The 16,562-nt window shown below is 75.0% G+C and carries 19 protein-coding genes; 11 read left to right on the top strand and 8 right to left on the bottom strand.

Annotated elements, in window-relative coordinates:
* The first annotated feature begins 11 nt into the window (after window positions 1–11).
* On the top strand, window positions 12–785 hold the full coding sequence (locus GA0070622_RS02125) for a class I SAM-dependent methyltransferase (protein ID WP_091566231.1): 774 nt from the start codon (window positions 12–14) through the stop codon (window positions 783–785).
* Here GA0070622_RS02125 and GA0070622_RS02120 read toward each other — a convergent pair.
* Window positions 760–951 (bottom strand): DUF397 domain-containing protein, encoded by a 192-nt coding sequence (locus GA0070622_RS02120; RefSeq protein ID WP_091566227.1) that lies wholly within the window; start codon window positions 949–951, stop codon window positions 760–762. The genes GA0070622_RS02125 and GA0070622_RS02120 overlap by 26 nt on opposite strands.
* Complete coding sequence (locus tag GA0070622_RS02115) at window positions 942–1,745, bottom strand: helix-turn-helix domain-containing protein (protein ID WP_091566224.1); 804 nt, start codon at window positions 1,743–1,745, stop codon at window positions 942–944. The genes GA0070622_RS02120 and GA0070622_RS02115 overlap by 10 nt, the downstream gene beginning before the upstream one ends.
* 95 nt (window positions 1,746–1,840) lie before the next feature.
* On the opposite strand from GA0070622_RS02115, the gene GA0070622_RS02110 reads away from it, so the two are divergent.
* The 6 genes from GA0070622_RS02110 to GA0070622_RS02085 all read left to right on the top strand — a co-directional run bounded on the left by GA0070622_RS02110 (window position 1,841) and on the right by GA0070622_RS02085 (window position 6,330).
* Window positions 1,841–2,161: a hypothetical protein gene (locus GA0070622_RS02110; protein ID WP_091566221.1), complete on the top strand. Its 321-nt coding sequence runs from the start codon at window positions 1,841–1,843 to the stop codon at window positions 2,159–2,161.
* Between the two features lie 85 nt (window positions 2,162–2,246).
* The gene (locus GA0070622_RS02105) at window positions 2,247–2,804 is read left to right on the top strand and encodes a putative immunity protein (RefSeq protein WP_176710407.1); all 558 of its coding nucleotides are present in this window, start codon (window positions 2,247–2,249) and stop codon (window positions 2,802–2,804) included.
* On the top strand, window positions 2,801–3,316 hold the full coding sequence (locus GA0070622_RS02100) for a putative immunity protein (protein ID WP_091566218.1): 516 nt from the start codon (window positions 2,801–2,803) through the stop codon (window positions 3,314–3,316). Before GA0070622_RS02105 ends, GA0070622_RS02100 begins: the two co-directional genes overlap by 4 nt.
* A 118-nt stretch (window positions 3,317–3,434) precedes the next feature.
* The gene (locus GA0070622_RS02095; RefSeq protein ID WP_091566213.1) at window positions 3,435–3,965 is read left to right on the top strand and encodes a SigE family RNA polymerase sigma factor; all 531 of its coding nucleotides are present in this window, start codon (window positions 3,435–3,437) and stop codon (window positions 3,963–3,965) included.
* Window positions 3,962–5,146 carry a TolB family protein gene (locus GA0070622_RS02090; RefSeq protein WP_091566210.1) on the top strand — a complete coding sequence of 395 codons (1,185 nt, stop codon included), beginning with the start codon at window positions 3,962–3,964 and terminating at the stop codon, window positions 5,144–5,146. Before GA0070622_RS02095 ends, GA0070622_RS02090 begins: the two co-directional genes overlap by 4 nt.
* Before the next feature lie 176 nt (window positions 5,147–5,322).
* Window positions 5,323–6,330: a hypothetical protein gene (locus tag GA0070622_RS02085; protein WP_245666102.1), complete on the top strand. Its 1,008-nt coding sequence runs from the start codon at window positions 5,323–5,325 to the stop codon at window positions 6,328–6,330.
* A gap of 53 nt (window positions 6,331–6,383) precedes the next feature.
* Here GA0070622_RS02085 and GA0070622_RS02080 read toward each other — a convergent pair whose 3' ends face one another.
* Both GA0070622_RS02080 and GA0070622_RS02075 read right to left on the bottom strand, forming a co-directional pair.
* Window positions 6,384–7,784, bottom strand: coding sequence for a PQQ-like beta-propeller repeat protein (locus tag GA0070622_RS02080; RefSeq protein WP_091566206.1), 1,401 nt, complete (start codon window positions 7,782–7,784; stop codon window positions 6,384–6,386).
* Window positions 7,785–7,803: 19 nt separating this feature from the next.
* Window positions 7,804–9,288 carry a hypothetical protein gene (locus tag GA0070622_RS02075; protein WP_091566202.1) on the bottom strand — a complete coding sequence of 495 codons (1,485 nt, stop codon included), beginning with the start codon at window positions 9,286–9,288 and terminating at the stop codon, window positions 7,804–7,806.
* A 255-nt stretch (window positions 9,289–9,543) separates the two neighbouring features.
* On the opposite strand from GA0070622_RS02075, the gene GA0070622_RS02070 reads away from it, so the two are divergent.
* Genes GA0070622_RS02070 through GA0070622_RS02060 form a run of 3 tightly spaced genes read left to right on the top strand, consistent with a single transcriptional unit; the run spans window position 9,544 to window position 11,707 of the window.
* Window positions 9,544–10,314, top strand: coding sequence for an SGNH/GDSL hydrolase family protein (locus tag GA0070622_RS02070; RefSeq protein ID WP_091566198.1), 771 nt, complete (start codon window positions 9,544–9,546; stop codon window positions 10,312–10,314).
* A gap of 3 nt (window positions 10,315–10,317) precedes the next feature.
* Entirely contained in the window at window positions 10,318–10,764 is a 447-nt protein-coding gene (locus GA0070622_RS02065) for a hypothetical protein (protein WP_091566194.1), read from the top strand.
* Window positions 10,765–10,804: 40 nt separating this feature from the next.
* A complete protein-coding gene (locus GA0070622_RS02060) occupies window positions 10,805–11,707 on the top strand; it encodes a sulfurtransferase (protein WP_091566191.1) in 903 nt (300 codons plus the stop codon).
* A 43-nt stretch (window positions 11,708–11,750) separates the two neighbouring features.
* On the opposite strand, the gene GA0070622_RS02055 is transcribed toward GA0070622_RS02060, so the two are convergent.
* Genes GA0070622_RS02055 through GA0070622_RS02045 form a run of 3 tightly spaced genes read right to left on the bottom strand, consistent with a single transcriptional unit; the run spans window position 11,751 to window position 14,063 of the window.
* Entirely contained in the window at window positions 11,751–12,920 is a 1,170-nt protein-coding gene (locus GA0070622_RS02055) for a hypothetical protein (RefSeq protein ID WP_091566188.1), read from the bottom strand.
* Window positions 12,917–13,447: a SigE family RNA polymerase sigma factor gene (locus tag GA0070622_RS02050; RefSeq protein ID WP_091566185.1), complete on the bottom strand. Its 531-nt coding sequence runs from the start codon at window positions 13,445–13,447 to the stop codon at window positions 12,917–12,919. The genes GA0070622_RS02055 and GA0070622_RS02050 overlap by 4 nt, the downstream gene beginning before the upstream one ends.
* 16 nt (window positions 13,448–13,463) lie before the next feature.
* Window positions 13,464–14,063 (bottom strand): TetR/AcrR family transcriptional regulator, encoded by a 600-nt coding sequence (locus GA0070622_RS02045; RefSeq protein ID WP_091566181.1) that lies wholly within the window; start codon window positions 14,061–14,063, stop codon window positions 13,464–13,466.
* An 89-nt stretch (window positions 14,064–14,152) separates the two neighbouring features.
* Here GA0070622_RS02045 and GA0070622_RS02040 point away from each other — a divergent pair, with 89 nt between their 5' ends.
* Window positions 14,153–15,292, top strand: a complete 1,140-nt coding sequence (locus GA0070622_RS02040) for an FAD-dependent oxidoreductase (protein ID WP_091566177.1) — start codon at window positions 14,153–14,155, stop codon at window positions 15,290–15,292.
* On the opposite strand, the gene GA0070622_RS02035 is transcribed toward GA0070622_RS02040, so the two are convergent.
* Window positions 15,197–16,534, bottom strand: a complete 1,338-nt coding sequence (locus GA0070622_RS02035) for an MFS transporter (RefSeq protein ID WP_091576767.1) — start codon at window positions 16,532–16,534, stop codon at window positions 15,197–15,199. The genes GA0070622_RS02040 and GA0070622_RS02035 overlap by 96 nt on opposite strands.
* Window positions 16,535–16,562: the final 28 nt, after the last annotated feature.

The following is a 16,562-nucleotide window of genomic DNA, read 5'->3' as shown; positions in this document are numbered from 1 at the left end:
ACCGTCGACGGGTGACCACCACACCGTCGGCCCGCGCCGTGAGCCAGTACGCGACGACGACCGACAACCTCACCGCGCGCATCGCGCTGCACGCGTACGGGACGAACCCGCAGGACTGGTTCTCCTGGCTCGGCGAGCGGTTGCCGCTGACCGGGGAGGTGCTGGAGGTGGGCGCCGGCACGGGCGAGCTGTGGCGGCGGGTGGAGCGCCCCGCGGCCGGGCTGCGGCTCACCCTGACCGACTTCTCACCCGCGATGTGCGCCCGGCTGCGCGAGGTGCCCGGGGCCCGGGTGCAGCGCTGCGACGCCACCCGCCTGCCCTACGCCGACGCCGCCTTCGACGCGGTGATCGCCAACCACATGCTCTACCACCTCGACGACCCCGACGCCGCGCTGCGCGAGTTCGCCCGGGTGCTGCGCCCGGGCGGCCGGCTGGCCGTGGCGCTGAACGGTCGCGACCACCTCGCCGAGCTGGACACGCTCGGGCCGGCGGTCGACCGCGCCCAGGTGGCCGCCGGATTTCACCAGGACGGAACCACCGCCGAGGAGGCGCCGGCCCGGATCGCCGCCCACCTGGACGACGTGACGGTCGAGCGCTACCCGGACGAGCTGGCGGTGCCCACCGTCGAGCCGGTCCTCGCCTACCTCGCCAGCATGGTCGGGCCGCTCACCGCCGCGCAGGAGTCGGCCGTCCAGGACCGGGTCCGCGCCCGGATCGAGGCCGAGGGCGCCTTCCGGGTACGCAAGCACACGGTGCTGATCAGCGCGACGCGCGGCCCCCGCTGACCCGGACGAAGGCGCGCCAGGCGGCCGGACTGAAGGTGAGGACGGGACCGGTCGGGTCCTTGCTGTCGCGCACGCCGACCACCCCGACAAGATTGTCCGCCACCTCGACGCACTCGCTCTGCCCGCTCCGCGTCGAGGTACGCCAGACAGCGCCGATCAGCTCCATGACTCGACCACTTCCTTCATCAGCTCGATCGACTGGCGGCGGGACAGCGCCTCGCTGCGGACGCTCTCCCACCTGGACAGCAGGATAGCCACGTCCTCATCGTTGTCGATTACCGTTCCGCCGAGCTGGTTCTCCAGATAGCCGACCCAGCCGCCGTCGCCGCCGCGTGCGAGCGTGAACGGTCCGGTCAGTCCGATGTGCAGGCTGACGTCGACCGGTATGACGTGAACGGCGACGTGTGGCAGCTCGCTCGCCTCGATCAGATGGGCCACCTGTTGACCCATCACCCCACGGAATGACTCGTCCGCACGTCGCAGCACGGCCTCCTCGATCACCGCGACGAACTTGGGTGGATCGGGGCGGGTGAGCACGGACTGCCGGTCCAGTCGGACCGCCAACCGACGGTCGGCCTCCTCGCTGTCCAGCATGTCGTCCGTGCGGATCATGGAGCGGGCATAGTTCTCGGTCTGCAACAGGCCGGGGATCAGGCTGGGCTGGTAACAGCGCAGCTGCTGGGCCTGGCGTTCGGCTTCGAGCCAGGGGCGGAACCAGCTCGGCTGGCCGTCCCGCTCGGCGAGCTTGAGCAGCGACGTGAGCAGCCCACCGGTGCCCAGCACCTCGTCGGCCCGCTTCAGGAAGAACCGGTCCAGCGGTCGCTGGCCCAGCTCCACCGCCGACACCTGCGAGTTGGAGAAGTGCACCAGCCTCCCGAACTCCTCCTGGCTCAGTTCGGCCTTGAGTCGCAGCCGCCGCAGTTGCGCGCGGATCAGCTCGGCGGTCGGCTCGTTCTCCACCAGTCCTCCTCGGTCACCCGCCGGTTTCCCGACCCCTCCCCGGGCCGACGCCGACGACTTCCGAGCGTAGTGGTGTCCTCAGCAGACTGTCACGCATGATCCTTCCCGTACCCCGGCTCGGGCCGCACCCGGACCGGCCCCGCCCCTACCCGCCGGACCATCCGGCGCACCTGCCGATCCGGCCGCTCTGGCTGTGCCGGGCGTGCGGCGCGCCGTGGCCCTGCGCGCAGGCGCGCCTGCTGCTCAAGGTCGAGTACGCCGACCACCCCGTCGACCTGGCCGTCTACCTGTCCGGGCTCTACCACGAGGCCACCCACGACCTGTTCCGGCTCAACCCGCACGACGGGCCCGCCCCGCGCGAGCTGTTCGAGCGGTTCGTCGGCTGGGGGCCGTACCGGCGCGGCATCCGGGAATGACCACCGGTTGAGGCTTTCCGGCACCCATGTGCGCCGAGATCGGCGCGAGGTCTCCACCGACAGTTCAACGATACGATTCAAGGGCATGACCACCGGAGACTTCGCCCTGACCAGGGACGAACTGCGCGAGGTGACCCGCTACGTGGCCCGGCACGCGGAAGACGTCCTGCCGGTCTACGAACGGGCCGTTCCCGGCGACCCGCGTCCCCGCGCGGCGATCGAGGCCGCCCGCGCGTTCGTCGACGGCGCCGACCGGACCAATCGGCAACGGGTCACCTCCGTCGACGCGCACCGGGCCGCCCGGTCCGCGCCGTCCGAGGCCGCGCGCCTGGCCGCCCGATGTGCCGGGGACGCCGCGTCGGCCGCGTACCTGCACCCCATCGCCCGGGCCACCCAGGTCGGCCACATCCTGCGCGCCGCCGCGAGCGCCGCACGGATCGGCGAGTTGGCGGCGGGCGACGACCCGGCGGTCGGCGAGGCGCTCCTGGAGCGGTCCCGGCGGTGGGCCACGCCGACGCTCGTCGACGTGCTCCGCCGGTACCCGCCCACGACCGGTGGCGGCAGCCGGGTCGCCCGGCTGATGAACGCCCTGGACACGGCGCTGCGGGGCACGCGGTCCACCGGATCGGAGCGCCGGTCGTGATCCTCCCGAAGGTGCGGGACCCCCGCTTCACCACCATCCGTCGGGGCGGGTCCCTCACCGACGCCGACCACCACCTCCTCGCCCTGTGGGCCGCCGTGTGCGCGGAGCACGTCCTTCCCCTGTTCGAGGCGGCGCAGCCCGGGGACCCGCGTCCGCGCGAGGCGATCGAGCGGGTCCGCGCCTGGACGCGGGGCGAGGTCACGATGACGTCCTCGCGGACGGCGGGCGGGCACGCGATGGGCGCGGCCCGGCACCTGCGCGGAGCCGCCCGGCACGCCGCGTACGCCGCCGGCCAGGCCGCGGTGGTCGCCCACGTCGCCGCGCACGAACTCGGCGCGGCCGCGTACGCGATCAAGGCGGTGCGGGCGGCGGCGCCGGCGGACCGCAGCGTGGCGGAGGGGCGGGCCGAGTGCCGGTGGCAACGCGACCGGTTGCCGGCGGCGATCCGTGCCCTCGTCCTGGACGACCAGCGGTTGCGCAACGACATCTGCTGGTCCGTGTTCGACTGCTGACCGCGGCCGAAGGATCGTGGAAAAGACGACCGGCCGGACCGGCAACCATCGCGCGGCGGGGTGACGTCTGGAAGGGCATCCCCACTGACGCACCACCTGACCCCAAGGATCGGCTCGTGTGGACCCTCTCCTGAGTGAGTTCGACTCGTTCGTGCGAACCCGCACCCCCGCACTGCTGCGCTCGGCCTACCTGTTGACCGGCGACCAGCACCTGGCCGAGGACCTCGTCCAGTCGGCCCTGGCCCGTACCCACCGATCGTGGAGCCGCCTGCACGACAGCGGCAACGCCGAGGCGTACACCCGAAAGATCATGTACCACCTCCAGGTCTCCTGGTGGCGGCGGCGCAAGGTGGCCGAGTCGATGCCGGGCGACCTGCCCGAGCCACGCGGAGGCGACTCGGCCCCCGACCACGCCCAGCAGACCACGCTGCGGCTCACCCTCCGGGCCGCGCTGGCCCGGCTCTCCGCCAAGCAACGGGCGGTGCTGGTGCTGCGCTTCTTCGAGGACCGCACCGAGTCCGAGGCCGCCGACCTGCTCGGCGTGACCGTCGGCACGGTCAAGAGCCAGACCTCGAAGGCCCTCGCCAAGCTGCGCAGCGTCGCCCCGGAACTCGCCGAGCTGTACGTCACGGAAGGAACCGCCCGATGAACCAGGACCGACTGCGCTTCGACCTGGCCGACCTGGCCGAGGAGGTCACCCCGGTCGACCTGCGGGACCGGGCGCTGCGTACCTCGCGCCGGCTCGGCATCCAGCGGGCCGTCGCCACCTCGGCCGCCGCGCTGGTGGTGCTGGCCGCCGCGACCGGTACGGCGCTGGCCATCCGGCCGAACAGCCAGGCACCCGCGCCGGCCGGACCGTCGGTGACCAGCACCGCCCCGCCGGTCGACAGCACGCCCACCCCGTCCGTCGAGCCGTCCCCCACGGCATCGGGCAGCCCGAGCACGGTCACCGGGGGCGGCCCCGCCGGCCCGACCATCGGCAGGATCTTCTACGGCCCGGCGCCCAGCAACGACGAGACGCCCACCGCGTACCTCTGGTCCTTCAAGCCCGGCGTGGAGCCGACGCGGCTGGCGAAGCTCCCCCGGATCTCCGCCCTGTCCAGCGCGGCCGTGTCACCGGACGGCAAGCGGGTCGCCTGGGTCGATCCGGACAACATTCTGCGAGTGGCCGACATGGACGGTGGCAACGCCCGGAAGCTCACCCCGGGCGGCCACCAGCGGGTCGAAGGGGACTGCTGGACGCCCACCTGGTCCCCGGACTCCCGCCGACTCACGATCGCGGCCGTGCTGCGGACGGATCCGACCCCGGTGTCGGAGAAGGCCGTCCTCGACCTCGCCAGCGGCACGTACACCCCGATCGCCAAGGTAGGGGGCTGTCACCCGTTGTGGTCGGCCGACGGAAAGGTTCTTGCCTACGCGGACGGTGAGGGCCGGGTGGCGGTAAACCGGCCCGACGGCACGGCGGAGAAGCTGGTGCCCGGCGTCGGGGTGAAGGAGGCTCGCCCGTCCTTCGACGTCGCGAGCATTTCCGCGGACGGGACCCGGATGGCGCTGAGGCTGCGGTCGCCGGACGAGCCGTACGGTGACGTGGCCCGGGAACTCGACGCCAACGCCGTGATCGACACCCGGACCGGACGAGAGATCAAACTGCCGCTCGGCGGTCGTACCCTGGGTCAGGCCTGGTTCTCCAGCCAGGGCACGCTGGTGGCCCGGGTCGACGCCGGTGACCACAACGCGCTCGTCCTGATCGGTGCGGACGGCCGGAAGACCGGCGAGATCCGGGAACCGTCGGCGCTCAAGGACCAGCAGATCCTTCAGGTCGTCGACTGACCGGATCGTCACGCGGGGCGGGTCACCGAGAGGTGCCCCGCCCCGCGGCCGTTCACCTCGCGTCTGCCGGACCGGCGGCAAGGTTTTCTTCCACCCGGGCGGCAACCATCCACATCAAAACCTACGTCTGGCAGTGCGTCAGACACCCGCGTCACCGAACCCCCGAGGATTGCATCGTGAACGTCTTCACCACCGCTCGCGGACTGCGTACCGTCGCCGCCCTCGCCGCCGCCGCGTTCGTCGCGGCGGGCGTCAGCGCCTGCGGCGGGACCGGAACCAGACCGTCCGCGCCCACCTCCACGCCGTCGTCCGACGCCACCGTCGCCGTCACCCCGGCCGCCGCCCCCGCCACCTCGTCCACCGCGCTGTCCGGCACCCGCTACTACCTGGCGTTCGGCGAGCGGGCCGCCGAGATCCACGTCGTGCGGGGCGACACGGACCGGGTGAGCACGACCGTGCCGTACGGCGGCGGCGAGTGTGTCCGGAACACGATCACCATCTCGCCGTACGGCGAGCGACTGGCCTGGGTGGAGGGAGCGGCCGGGGCGGAGGCCGGCACGCTCGTGACCGCCCTGGTGGACGGCTCCGGCCGGGCCACGATCGCGAAGCGGTCGCCCTACTCCGGCCGAACCACCTGCCTCGGTGACCAGCCGCTCGTCTGGAACACCAACGACCGGCTCCTGGTGCAGCAGGAGGGCCACCTCGCGCTCCTCGACCTGACCACCCGCCGGCCGGCCGACGGGGACGCCGGGAACGAGACCCTGAAGTGGTGGACCCCGGACGGGCGGAACTGGGCGGCCGTCTCCGAGGGCCGGCCGTACGCGACCAACAACGGTAAGGCCGTGTTCTACCGCTACACCCCGCCGAAGGCCGAGGCGGCGCGCCACGACGGTTGGCGGGTCCGCAGCGTCTCGTCCGACGGCCGGTACGTGGCCGTCGGCTGGATCAACACCGACACGTCCCGCAACGACGGGAGCTTCGCGGTGGTCGACACCACCACCGGCAAGACGGTGGACCTGCCCGGCGACGGTACGGTCCGCAGCATCCTGTTCGCCACCGACGGCACGGTGCTGGTCCGGCGGGACGGCGGCATCACCGTCCTGGACCGCACGTTCCAGCCGGTGGGCACGGTGACCGAGCCGGCCGGGCTGGGCGGGGCGGCGCTGCTGGCCTACGTCCCCTGACCGGAGCCGTCACGCGGGGCGGGTCACCGACGGGTGGCCCGCCCCGCGGCCGTTCACCGCAGGACGGTGATCGCCGCGTCCGCGCTGACGTGCTTCCACGGCACCAGCACCACCGTCCCGTCCCGCTCCAGGACCTTCGCGTCGCTGCCCTCGGTGCCGGCCGACCGGGGCCCCTCGGCGAGCACCGCCGCCTTCCCGGTCGCCGGGTCGATCCGGACCAGCCGCGGCGGGAGGTCCCGGTGGTCGCCGACCTCCCAGGCGAGCACCCCCTGCTCGTCGAGGCGGATCAGCTCCACCTCGCTGTCGGTGTGCCCGGTCGAGACCCAGCGTCGCTCCCCGGTGGCCAGGTCGATCGCCACCACCTGGTTGGCCTGGCGCATCTTGCCCGGCACGTTCGCCGCCTCGGTGGGCAGGTAGAGCGTGCCGGCGTCGGCCAGGTAGGGCCGGACCGCCGGACCCTCCACCGTGTTCGACCGGTTGACCGGCAGGTCGCTGAAGCGCGTACCGCCGACGGGGTTGCCGAACGTGGCCCGCGCCTTCCCGGCGGCGTCGCGCGCGACGAACGTCCGGCCGTCCAGGCCGGGCAGGCTGACCAGCGGGTCGACGCTGAGCACGCCGTCGCTCTGCTGCGCGTCGGGCAACTGCTGCCGCCAGCGCACCGCGCCGGTGGCCGGGTCCAGGCCGAGCAGCGCGCCCCGGACGCCGTCGCAGCGGGCGGTCACCACGGCCTGCGTGCCGGCGGCCTGCGCGTCGGTGACCCGGCAGTCCCGGCCGGGCAGCAGCCGGTCGGCGTCGGTCTGCCAGAGCCGCTTGCCGTCGGCCAGCGAGTAGCCGAGGACGCGCTGGTCGGAACGGACGACCACCTGCCCGCCGGCCACCGACAGGTCCGGCGCGGTGAGCATGCCCCGGCCCTTCAGGCGCTCGGCCGGGAACGTCACCTGCCAGGTCCGGGTGCCGGCGGCGGCGTCGAAGCCGACCAACGTGTCGCAGGAGTCGGCGGAGCCGAGCGCCACCACGCCGCGCCCCTCGGCCAGCGTCTGGGCGGCGCCGCAGAGCGAGCTGCCGGGCGGCGCGGGCACGCCCCACGCCTGCCCGCCGTCGGTCAACCGGTAGGCGATGATCCCGTCGGGCTGGGCGCGCGCCACCGCGTCGCCGATCAGCCAGGCGCCGAACATGTCCTGCCCGTCGAACGTCTTCAGGCCGTTGCGCTGCCGCTCGGGGAAGTCGAGCACCCAGGCCGTGCGCAGCTCCCGCCCGTCGTCGCCGCCGACCAGCCGGGACACGCCGTAGGCGGTGCCGGCGGCGACCGCCAGCACGGCGACCAGACCGCCGGCCAGGAGCAGCGCCAGACGCGCGCGCCGCTTCGGCACCGCGGGCGGCGGACCGGCCGGGCCGGGCCAACCCGCCGGCGGGTACGCGGGCGGCGGCTGCTGGTGCTGGTGCTGGTACGTCATCCGTCGTCTCCGATCCGGCTCAGCGCGCCTGGGCGCGGACGTAGGAGGCCCAACCGGCCTGGAACTCGTCGAGTGACACGCCCAGCACGTCCCGGGCGGCGCGGTCGGTCGGGGTGCCGGCGTAGACGGCGTCGACGAAGCGGAACAGCTTCGCCTCCCCGTACTTCTCGGCCAGGTGGTTCATCGCCGCGTGCCCGAGCCAGTAGTGGAAGCTGACCCGGCCCGGGGCGTCCCACTCGCCGTTGCCCGGCAGCGTGCCGTTCCACCCGTCCCGGACGAGCCGCCGGGCCGCCGCCGTGCGCTCGCTCGCGCCCAGCGGGCGGCCGTGGAAGGCGACGTACTCGGCGAAGCCCTCGACCACCCACTCGTCGAGCCGGTCGAACGCGTCCACCTCGGCCAGGTCGGTCCGGGGGGTCATCAGCGAGTGCGCCACCTCGTGCCGGAAGACCATGCCGGCGTCGTTGCCGCCGCCGCCGGAGCGGGTGAAGTAGTCCTCGCCGGTGTCGACGACCACGCGGGTGCCGCCGATGGTGAACTTCCCGTCCGTGCGCTCGGCCGCCACCATGCCGAGGGAGAACCCCGCCTCGGTGGCCTTCTCCTTGCCGACCCGGTAGAGCGAGGTCAGCTCGTCCTTGCCCTTGGCCAGCGCGAGGACGAAGCCCTTCGGCACCGGGCCGGGCAGCCCGCCGGACCGCCACACGGCGAGGTCGTGGGCGACCGCGGCCTCGGCCGCCGGGGCGTGGCGCTTCGCCTCCGCGGCGCGGGTGGCGTCGGTGATGAGCAGGGCGTGCGGCGTCCGCTCGACGTGGATGTCCCGCCACTTGTCCCACGGGCCGGGGTGGTAGACGGTCTTCGAGCTGCCCCCGGCGGCGGCCGGCGCGCCGGTGACGGCGGTGACCCGGATCGGCGCGTCCCGGCCGGTGCGGACGATCGTCCAGCGGTACCACTCGGTCACCGGGGCCAGGTCGAAGCCGTCGAACTGGTGCACGAAGGAGACGTCGAGCTGGAACGTGACACCCTGGCCGAACGCGTCGCTGGCCCGGCCCTGCTGCTCGACGGTCTCGTAGCGGGCCACCGACAGGGGCAGCTTGCCCAGGTTGCGGAAGAGCTGCGTCTGCCCGGCCACCAGGTCCTTGCGGGCCGGGTCGAACGCGGCCAGGTAGCCGTCCAGGTCCTTGTCGGCCAGCGCCTTCGTGTGCCGGTCGAGCAGGGCGGCCAGCTCGGCGTTGGTGACCGTGACGCCGTTGGCCGCGGCGGCCGCCTTCGGCGCGGCGCCCTCCTCGTCGTCGCCGCGCAGGCCCAGCCCGACGCCGACCAGCGTGCCGGCGCAGACCGCCAGCGCGAGCGCGCCGGCCGCGAGCCCGATCCAGAGCCCTCGGCGGGACTTCGGTGGCGGCGGTGGTGGCTGCGCCCACGGCGGCCCGGGTGCGGGCGGCGGGCCGGCCGGGGGATGAGCGTTGCCGGGCGGTGGCCAACCTGCCGCCGGTGGGTGCCCCTGCGTCATGTGGTTCCTCGCTCGTGCCGTACGCGGGACCGGCCGGGCGGCTCGCCCGACCGGATGACGGCGAACATCATCCCCGGTCCGGCCGACGGATTCTGCCCCGCCCGGACGTGCCGGGGGTTTTGTCCGGTCGGCGGGCTGTCGGGAACAGGACGTCGAGACGTCCGCCACGTCCGGCCCCCAGGGGCGTCGGGACCGGCCCGGACGGTGACAGACTGAGCGACGCGATTCTGCCGGGACGTCTGAGGGGGAGGCGCCGTGCGCTGGCGCAGCTTTGTGGCGGTGGGCGACAGCTTCACCGAGGGCATGGACGACGCGTATCCGGACGGCAGCTACCGGGGCTGGGCCGACCTGGTCGCCACCCGGCTCGCCGCCGAGGCGGGGCCGGACTTCGGCTACGCCAACCTGGCCATCCGGGGCCGGCTGTTCCCGAACGTCGTGGCCGAGCAGGTGCCGTCCGCGCTGGCCATGAAACCCGACCTGATCAGCTTCGCGGCCGGCGGCAACGACGTGCTGCGGCGCAACTTCGACCCGGACTCCTTCGTGCCGCGCTTCGACGCGGTGGTCGGGCGGTTGCGCGGCGGCGGCAGCGACGTGGTGCTGTTCCGGTTCGCCGACGTGATGGCCCGGCTGCCCGGCCAGCGGCTGGTGGCGCCCCGGGTGACCCTGCTCAACCGGGTGGTCGGCGAGGTCGCCGAGCGGCACGGCGCGATCCTGGTCGACCTCTACGCCGACGAGGCCTACCTCAACCCGATGCTGTGGAGCACCGACCGGCTGCACCTGTCCGCGGCCGGGCACCGGCGGGTCGCCGCCCAGGTGCTCGACGCGCTCGGCGTCGGCTGCGACGAGGATTGGCTAATGGTGCCGCCGCACCCGGCGCCCACGCCGTGGCTGGCCGCGCGCGCCGCCGACCTGCGCTGGGCCGGGCAGCACCTGGCCCCGTGGATCCGGCGGCGGCTGACCGGGCGGTCCTCCGGCGACTTCGTCACCGCCAAGCGGCCGGTGCTCGGCCCGGTCGAGGCCGACTGACCGGTGCGCACCGTGCACGCCGCCGACCTGCTGCGGCTCACCCTCGACGACGAGCCCCGCGCCGGGCTGGCGGTCCTGGTCGCCGGCGACCGGGTCGAGGCCGTCGCATCGCCGGAGGAGTTGGCCGAGGCGTACCCCGGGGTGCGGGTGCGGCGGTGGTCCGGCACGCTCGGGCCGGCGCTGGTGCACGACGGGCCGCTGCCCGAGGCCCCGACGCCCCGCGAGCGGGTGCACGCGCTGTTCCGCCTCGGCGTCGCCGCGGTGCTCGACGCGCACGTCGCCGACCCGGCGCTGCGGGCCGCCGCGGTCCGCAACGAGGTGGCCGTGCTGCCCGGGGCGCGACCGGCCACGCTGGTGGTCGGCGGCCGGGCCGATCTGGCCGTGTTCGACGCGGATGGTTCGTGCCGGGCCACCGTGGTCGCCGGCCGGCTGGTGCACCGCCGCGCCTGACCGGCGCCGCCGCCCGCTGATCCGGCGTACCTTGGGGATCATGCCTGTGCCGAGTGATCCGCATCCCCGCCTCCAGTCGTACGCCGACCCGCAGCGCCTGGTCACCACGGAGTGGTTGGCCGAGCACCTGGGCGACGAGGGCCTCGTGGTGGTCGAGTCCGACGAGGACGTGCTCCTCTACGACACCGGCCACATCCCCGGCGCCGTCAAGGTCGACTGGCACACCGAACTGAACGACCAGGTCACCCGCGACTACCTGGACGCCGCGAGCTTCGCCGAGCTGTGCGCGGCCAAGGGCATCGGGCGCGACGACACGGTGGTCTTCTACGGCGACAACTTCAACTGGTGGGCCGCGTACGCCCTCTGGGTCTTCTCCCTCTTCGGCCACGCCGACGTGCGGCTGCTCGACGGCGGCCGGCAGAGGTGGACCGCCGAGGGGCGGGAGCTGACCCGGGAGAAGGTGAGCCGGCCGCGTGCCACCTATCCGGTGCCGACGCGCGACGACGCGCCGATCCGGGCCTACCGGGAGCAGGTGATGGCGCACGTGGCGGCCGGTCGGCCGCTGGTCGACGTGCGTTCGCCGGGTGAGTACACCGGCGAGATGCTGCACATGCCCGACTATCCGCAGGAGGGCGCGCTGCGTGGTGGGCACATCCCGGGCGCGGTGAGCAAGCCGTGGAAGTCGGCCGCGAACGACGACGGTACGTTCAAGTCGGCCGACGAGCTGCGCGCGATCTACGCCGACCAGCTCGGGTTGAGCCCGTCCGACGACGTGGTGGCCTACTGCCGGATCGGCGAGCGGTCCAGCCACACCTGGTTCGTGCTGCACCACCTGCTCGGTTTCCCGCAGGTGCGCAACTACGACGGCTCCTGGACCGAGTGGGGCAACCTGGTCCGGGCGCCAGTGGTCAAGGGCGACCAGCCCGGCGGCCTGACCCGCTGACCGTCCCGGCCGGCCCTCCCGAACGCGCCGGGGGGCCGGCCGGTCAGCGGGCGGGCAACGACACCGGCCCGGCCACGTCGCGGGCCACCAGGTCGACCTCGCCGGTCTCCGGCCGCCAGCGGGCCAGGCCGGTGGGGTCGGAGCGGAACAGCACCGCACCGTCGGCCGACCACCCGAGCACCCCGCAGCAGGCCTTCGCCCGGTCCTCGCGGCCCAGGTCGAGCAGGCGGGTGACCGCCCCGGTGCGGGCGTCCACCACGGCCACGCCCTCCGCCCCGCCCATGCTGCCGGTCGTGGTCCAACCCGCCTGGGCGATCCGGTCGCCGCGTTGCCAGCCCCGCCCGTAGACCTCGTCGAGCCGGTAGCCGGGCGGAAGGCCGTCGGTGCCCACCTGGTGCTGCTGCGGCGTGCCGCCGGTGCCGGGATAGCGGCGTACGGACAGGCCGTCCTCCGCGCCGCCGAGGGCGAGCAGGTCGCCGGGGCGGCCCGGCTCGGGCACGACCAGGCCCCACGGGTCGACCGGCAGCTCCCGGGCCTTCCCGCTGCCCCGGTCCAGCTCGTACGCGGTGTCGTTGTCGCCGACGAGCAGCCGGTCGCCGGCCCAGACGACGTGTTCCAGGTAGCCGGCGAGCGGGTAGCGGCGGACCGAGGCGTCGGTCAGGTCGACCACGACCACCTCGCCGGTCTGCGCGAACGCGGCGGTCCGGCCGTCCGGCGACAGGCTGCCCGGCTTGAGCGGCGCGGCCTCGTTGCCACTGGCGTCCCGGGTGGGGGCGAGCGTCACCACGTCGAGTTCCCGGACCAGCCCGTCGTCGCCGAGCACCCGGACCGGGCCGGCCTCGCCCGTCTTCGGCTCGACCGGTTGGCGAAGTGCCAGCGCCCGGTCGACCGGCCGGGCGGAGAGCGGCGCGGCCACCCGGTCGCCGAGCCGGCCGAGCGGATCGGCGACCAGGTCGAGTTCGAGCGGGGGTTGCTGCACCGGCGGCGCGCTCGGGTCCGGGCGTACCACCGGGTGGGTCGGGGCGGGGGCAGCGCGGTGCAGGAGCGCCGCCGTGCCGCCGGTGACCAGCGCGACGGCCAGGGCGACGGCGCCGGCGGCCCGGCGGGCGCGGCGGACCCGGCGAGCGCGTTCCCATCCGGTGGCGGCGGGCCGGGTCGGCCGGACGTCCTCGGCGGCCCGGGTCAGCAGCCGGGTCAGGTCGGGGTCGTTCACGGGTTCGCCTCCATCCCGGTGACCAGGCCGTCGCCGGCGCCGCCGAGGTCGGGCGCCACCTGGCGGAGCCGGCGCAGCGCGTCGTGGCACTGGCTCTTGACGGTGCCGACCGTGACCCCGAGCGCCTCGGCGGTGGCCGCCTCGGTCAGGTCCTCGAAGTAGCGCAGCACCAGGACCGCCCGCTGGCGTGGCGGGAGCCGGTCGAGCGCGGCGCGGACGGAGAGTCGCAGCGCGTCGTCGGCGTCCGCGCCCGCCCGCTCCGGCGGGTACGCGCTGAGCCGTTCCCGCCGCCGGCGCCGCCACCAGGAGACCGCGTCCCGGTAGAGGATGGCCCGCACGTACGCGGCCGGGTCGCCGTCGCGCACCGAGGGCCAGCGCAGCGCCAGCTTGAGCAACGCCTCCTGGAGCAAGTCCTCGGCCTGGTGCCGGTTGCCGCAGACCAGGTACGCGGCACGCAGCAGCCGGTGCTGGTGGGCCTCGACGAACGCGAGGTAGTCGGCCCGCCCGTCGTCCGCTGCACGCCTCATCCGGCTCCTCCCTCCGTCACCTCGCAGACGCGTGGGACGGGGGGAAAGGTTGGGTCAGGTAGCGCTGGATCGTCGGGCCGACCCAGGCGGCCAGCTCCTCCGGGTCGAGGTCGACCACGGGCGGCAGCCGGACGACGTACCGGGTGAGGGCGAGGCCGAGGATCTGACTGGCCACCAGTCCGGCCCGGCGGGCGGCGGTGGCCGGGTCGGCGCCGGACCGGGCCACGGCGGTGGCGAGCTGGTCGGCGAAGATGCCGCGCATCCGTTCGGCCGCCCCGGGGTTGGTGCTGGCGGCCCGGAGCAGGGCGACCAGCGTCCCGTCTGCCTCCCAGCGGCGCACGAAGTGCCGGATCAGCGTCTCACCGTGCCGTTCCGGCGGCACCTGGGTCAGGTCGGGCAGGTGCAGGTCGAACTCGGCCGCCGCCGCGAAGAGCCCCTCCTTGCTGCCGTAGTAGCGCATGACCATGGACGGGTCGATCCGGGCGTCGGCGGCGATGGCCCGGATGGTGGCGCGGTCGTAGCCGTCGGCGGCGAAGCGGGCCCGGGCGGCGCGCAGGATGGCCGCCCGGGTGGCGTCCGAGCGGCGGGTGCGGGGGGCCGTGTCGGTCATGTCCACGACTGTAGGCCAACAGCCGTTGACATCGACGCTAGTGTTGGGTCAACAAGCGTTGGCAAACAGTTGTTGACCCAGCCGGAGGTGGAGCGATGCTGCCCGAGTCCACGGACGTCCTCGTGGTGGGAGCCGGGCCGACCGGCCTCGCCGTGGCGGTGGCCCTCGCCGGTCACGGCATGACCGCGACCGTGGTCGACCGGCTGGCCGAGCCGCCCGTCACCTCCCGCGCCGCCGTCGTGCACGCCGGCACGCTGGAGGTGCTGGACCGGATCGGGGTGGCCGCCCCGCTGGCCGCCCGAGGGCTGCACTCGACCCGGTTCACCGTCCGCGACCGGGACCGCGTTCTCGCCGCCGTCCCCTTCGACCGGTTGCCGTCCCGCTACCCGTACGCGTTGCTGATCTCGCAGGCCGAGACCGAGGTGGTGCTCACCGACCGGCTCACCGCGCTCGGCGGGCGGGTGCGCCGGCCGTACGAGCTGACCGGCCTCGACCTCGACGACGGCGGCGCCACCGCGCGGTTCGCCGACGGCGGCACGGTCCGGGCCCGCTGGGTCGTCGGCGCGGACGGCATGCACAGCCGGGTCCGCGAACTGGCCGGCATCGGGTTCGGCGGCCCGGCCGACCCCGGCGAGTCGTTCCTGCTCGCCGACGTGCGGGTGGACAGCACGCTCCCGCGCGACCAGGTCACCCTCTTCCTGTCCCGACAGGGCCCGCTCATCTGGGCGCCGCTGCCCGACGGCACGGTCCGGCTGGTCGCCACCGTGACTGACGCGCCGCGCGAGCCGCAGGCGCGGCACTTCCAGGCGTTGCTCGACGAGCGGGGCCCGGTCCGCCGGCCGGACCGGGTCCTCGACGTGGCCTGGGCCTCCCGGTTCCGGATCCACCACCGGATCGCGGACACCTACCGGTCCGGCCCGGTCCTGCTGGCCGGCGACGCGGCGCACGTGCACAGCCCGGCCGGTGGGCAGGGGATGAACCTCGGCCTGCGGGACGCGGTCGCGCTCGGCGACGCGCTCGCCGCCGGCCCGGAGGCCCTCGACGCGTACGCCGCCGAGCGCCGCCCCCGGGCCGAGGAGGTGCTCGGCTTCGCCGCCGGGCTCACCCGGCTCGCCGCCGCCCCGCCGGCCGTCCGGCCGCTACGGAACCTGCTGCTCCGCGTGGTCTCCGCGCTCCCGCCGGCCCGGCAGCGGCTCGCCGTCCGGCTGGCCGGCTTCGAGCCCGGCCGGGGGTGACCCGACGCCGCCGTCCCGCAACGTCATCCAGGCGGCGACCGTCACCAGCGCGAACACCGCCGCGGCGGCCCAACCGACCGGCGCCAGCCCGTACGCCCGGCCGGCGAACCCGGCGAGCGCCGCGCCGACCGGGGCGGCGGCCAGACCGAGCGTCCGTTGTGCCGCGCCGACCCGGCCGAGCAGGCCCGGGGGCACGTGCCGCTGCCCGTACGCGGACCAGAGGCTGTTCCAGATCGTGGTGCCGGCGGCCAGGCCGGCCAGCGCCAGCCCACCGGTCAGCGGGTGCCGGGCCAGCGCGAACCCGGTCAACGCCAGCGTCTGCCCGAGCAGCACCCCGCGCAGCGCCGGCAGCGTGCCGAACCGAGCGGCCAGCCGGCCGGCGAGCAGCGCGCCGACCAACCCGCCGGCGATCACGCCCGCCGAGAACAGCCCGTACGCCGCCGCCGGCACCCGCAGCACCTCCAGCGCGTAGAGCACCAGCACGGCCGCGAGCCCGCTGATCGCCAGATTCGACCCCGCCGACGCGAGTGCCAACCCCCGCAACCCCCGATCCCCCCAGACCCACCGCACCCCCTCCCACCCCTCCCGCCACACCCCGATGCCGCCGATCTTGCGGTTGCGGCCCGCGTTCCGTCTGCTTTCCGGGGTTTCGTCCGGGCCGGAAGTGCAAGATCGGCGGGGGATCGCGAGGACGAGGGCGGCGGCGAGGGCGAAGGTGAGGGCGTCCACGGTGAACGGGAGGGCGGCGGCGGTGGCGAAGAGGACGCCGGCCAGGGGGGCGCCGACGAAACCGCCCGCCACCGTGGTGCCGGCCTGGAGGTGGGCGTTGGCGCGGGCCAGCGCGGTGGGCGGAACCACGGCGGGCAGCAGGGCGAACGCGGACGCGTCGAAGAGCGTGCCCAGCAGAGCGAGCAGCAGTGCGGCGGCGGCCAGCGTGGTGATGCCGGCCTGCCCGGTGGCCACGAGCCAGGCCAGTGCCGCCACCACCACGGCCCGGGCCCCGTCCACGACGGCCATCGTCCGCCGCCTGTCCCACCGGTCCGCGTAGACGCCGCCGAGCAGGCCGAGGAGCAGCGGCGGGAGCTGCCCGGCCACGGTCACCGCGGCGACCGCCCGGGGATCCCGGGTGAGCGTCGCGGCCAGCAGCGCCAGGGCCGGCGTACGCAGCGCGTCGCCGAGCCGGGAGCAGACGGCGGCGGACCAGAGCAGCCGGTAGCTCCGGCCCAGGACGGTGGTGGTCATGCCGACGGACGGTGCGGCCTGCACCGGG

This window comes from Micromonospora sediminicola (assembly GCF_900089585.1).
Classification (GTDB): Bacteria; Actinomycetota; Actinomycetes; order Mycobacteriales; family Micromonosporaceae; genus Micromonospora; species Micromonospora sediminicola.
The sequence above is the reverse complement of the archived record's forward strand: the minus strand, read 5'-3'. Positions and strand labels throughout refer to the sequence as shown.

Excerpts from the sequence above, each read along its gene's own strand:
- GA0070622_RS02110 (WP_091566221.1), top strand. The coding sequence starts at position 1,841 with ATGATCCTTCCCGTACCCCGGCTCGGGCCGCACCCGGACCGGCCCCGC.
- GA0070622_RS02090 (WP_091566210.1), top strand. The coding sequence starts at position 3,962 with ATGAACCAGGACCGACTGCGCTTCGACCTGGCCGACCTGGCCGAGGAG.
- GA0070622_RS02120 (WP_091566227.1), bottom strand. The coding sequence starts at position 951 with ATGGAGCTGATCGGCGCTGTCTGGCGTACCTCGACGCGGAGCGGGCAG.
- GA0070622_RS02050 (WP_091566185.1), bottom strand. The coding sequence starts at position 13,447 with ATGAGGCGTGCAGCGGACGACGGGCGGGCCGACTACCTCGCGTTCGTC.
- GA0070622_RS02080 (WP_091566206.1), bottom strand. The coding sequence starts at position 7,784 with ATGACGTACCAGCACCAGCACCAGCAGCCGCCGCCCGCGTACCCGCCG.
- GA0070622_RS02105 (WP_176710407.1), top strand. The coding sequence starts at position 2,247 with ATGACCACCGGAGACTTCGCCCTGACCAGGGACGAACTGCGCGAGGTG.
- GA0070622_RS02060 (WP_091566191.1), top strand. The coding sequence starts at position 10,805 with ATGCCTGTGCCGAGTGATCCGCATCCCCGCCTCCAGTCGTACGCCGAC.
- GA0070622_RS02040 (WP_091566177.1), top strand. The coding sequence starts at position 14,153 with ATGCTGCCCGAGTCCACGGACGTCCTCGTGGTGGGAGCCGGGCCGACC.
- GA0070622_RS02075 (WP_091566202.1), bottom strand. The coding sequence starts at position 9,288 with ATGACGCAGGGGCACCCACCGGCGGCAGGTTGGCCACCGCCCGGCAAC.
- GA0070622_RS02035 (WP_091576767.1), bottom strand. The coding sequence starts at position 16,534 with ATGACCACCACCGTCCTGGGCCGGAGCTACCGGCTGCTCTGGTCCGCC.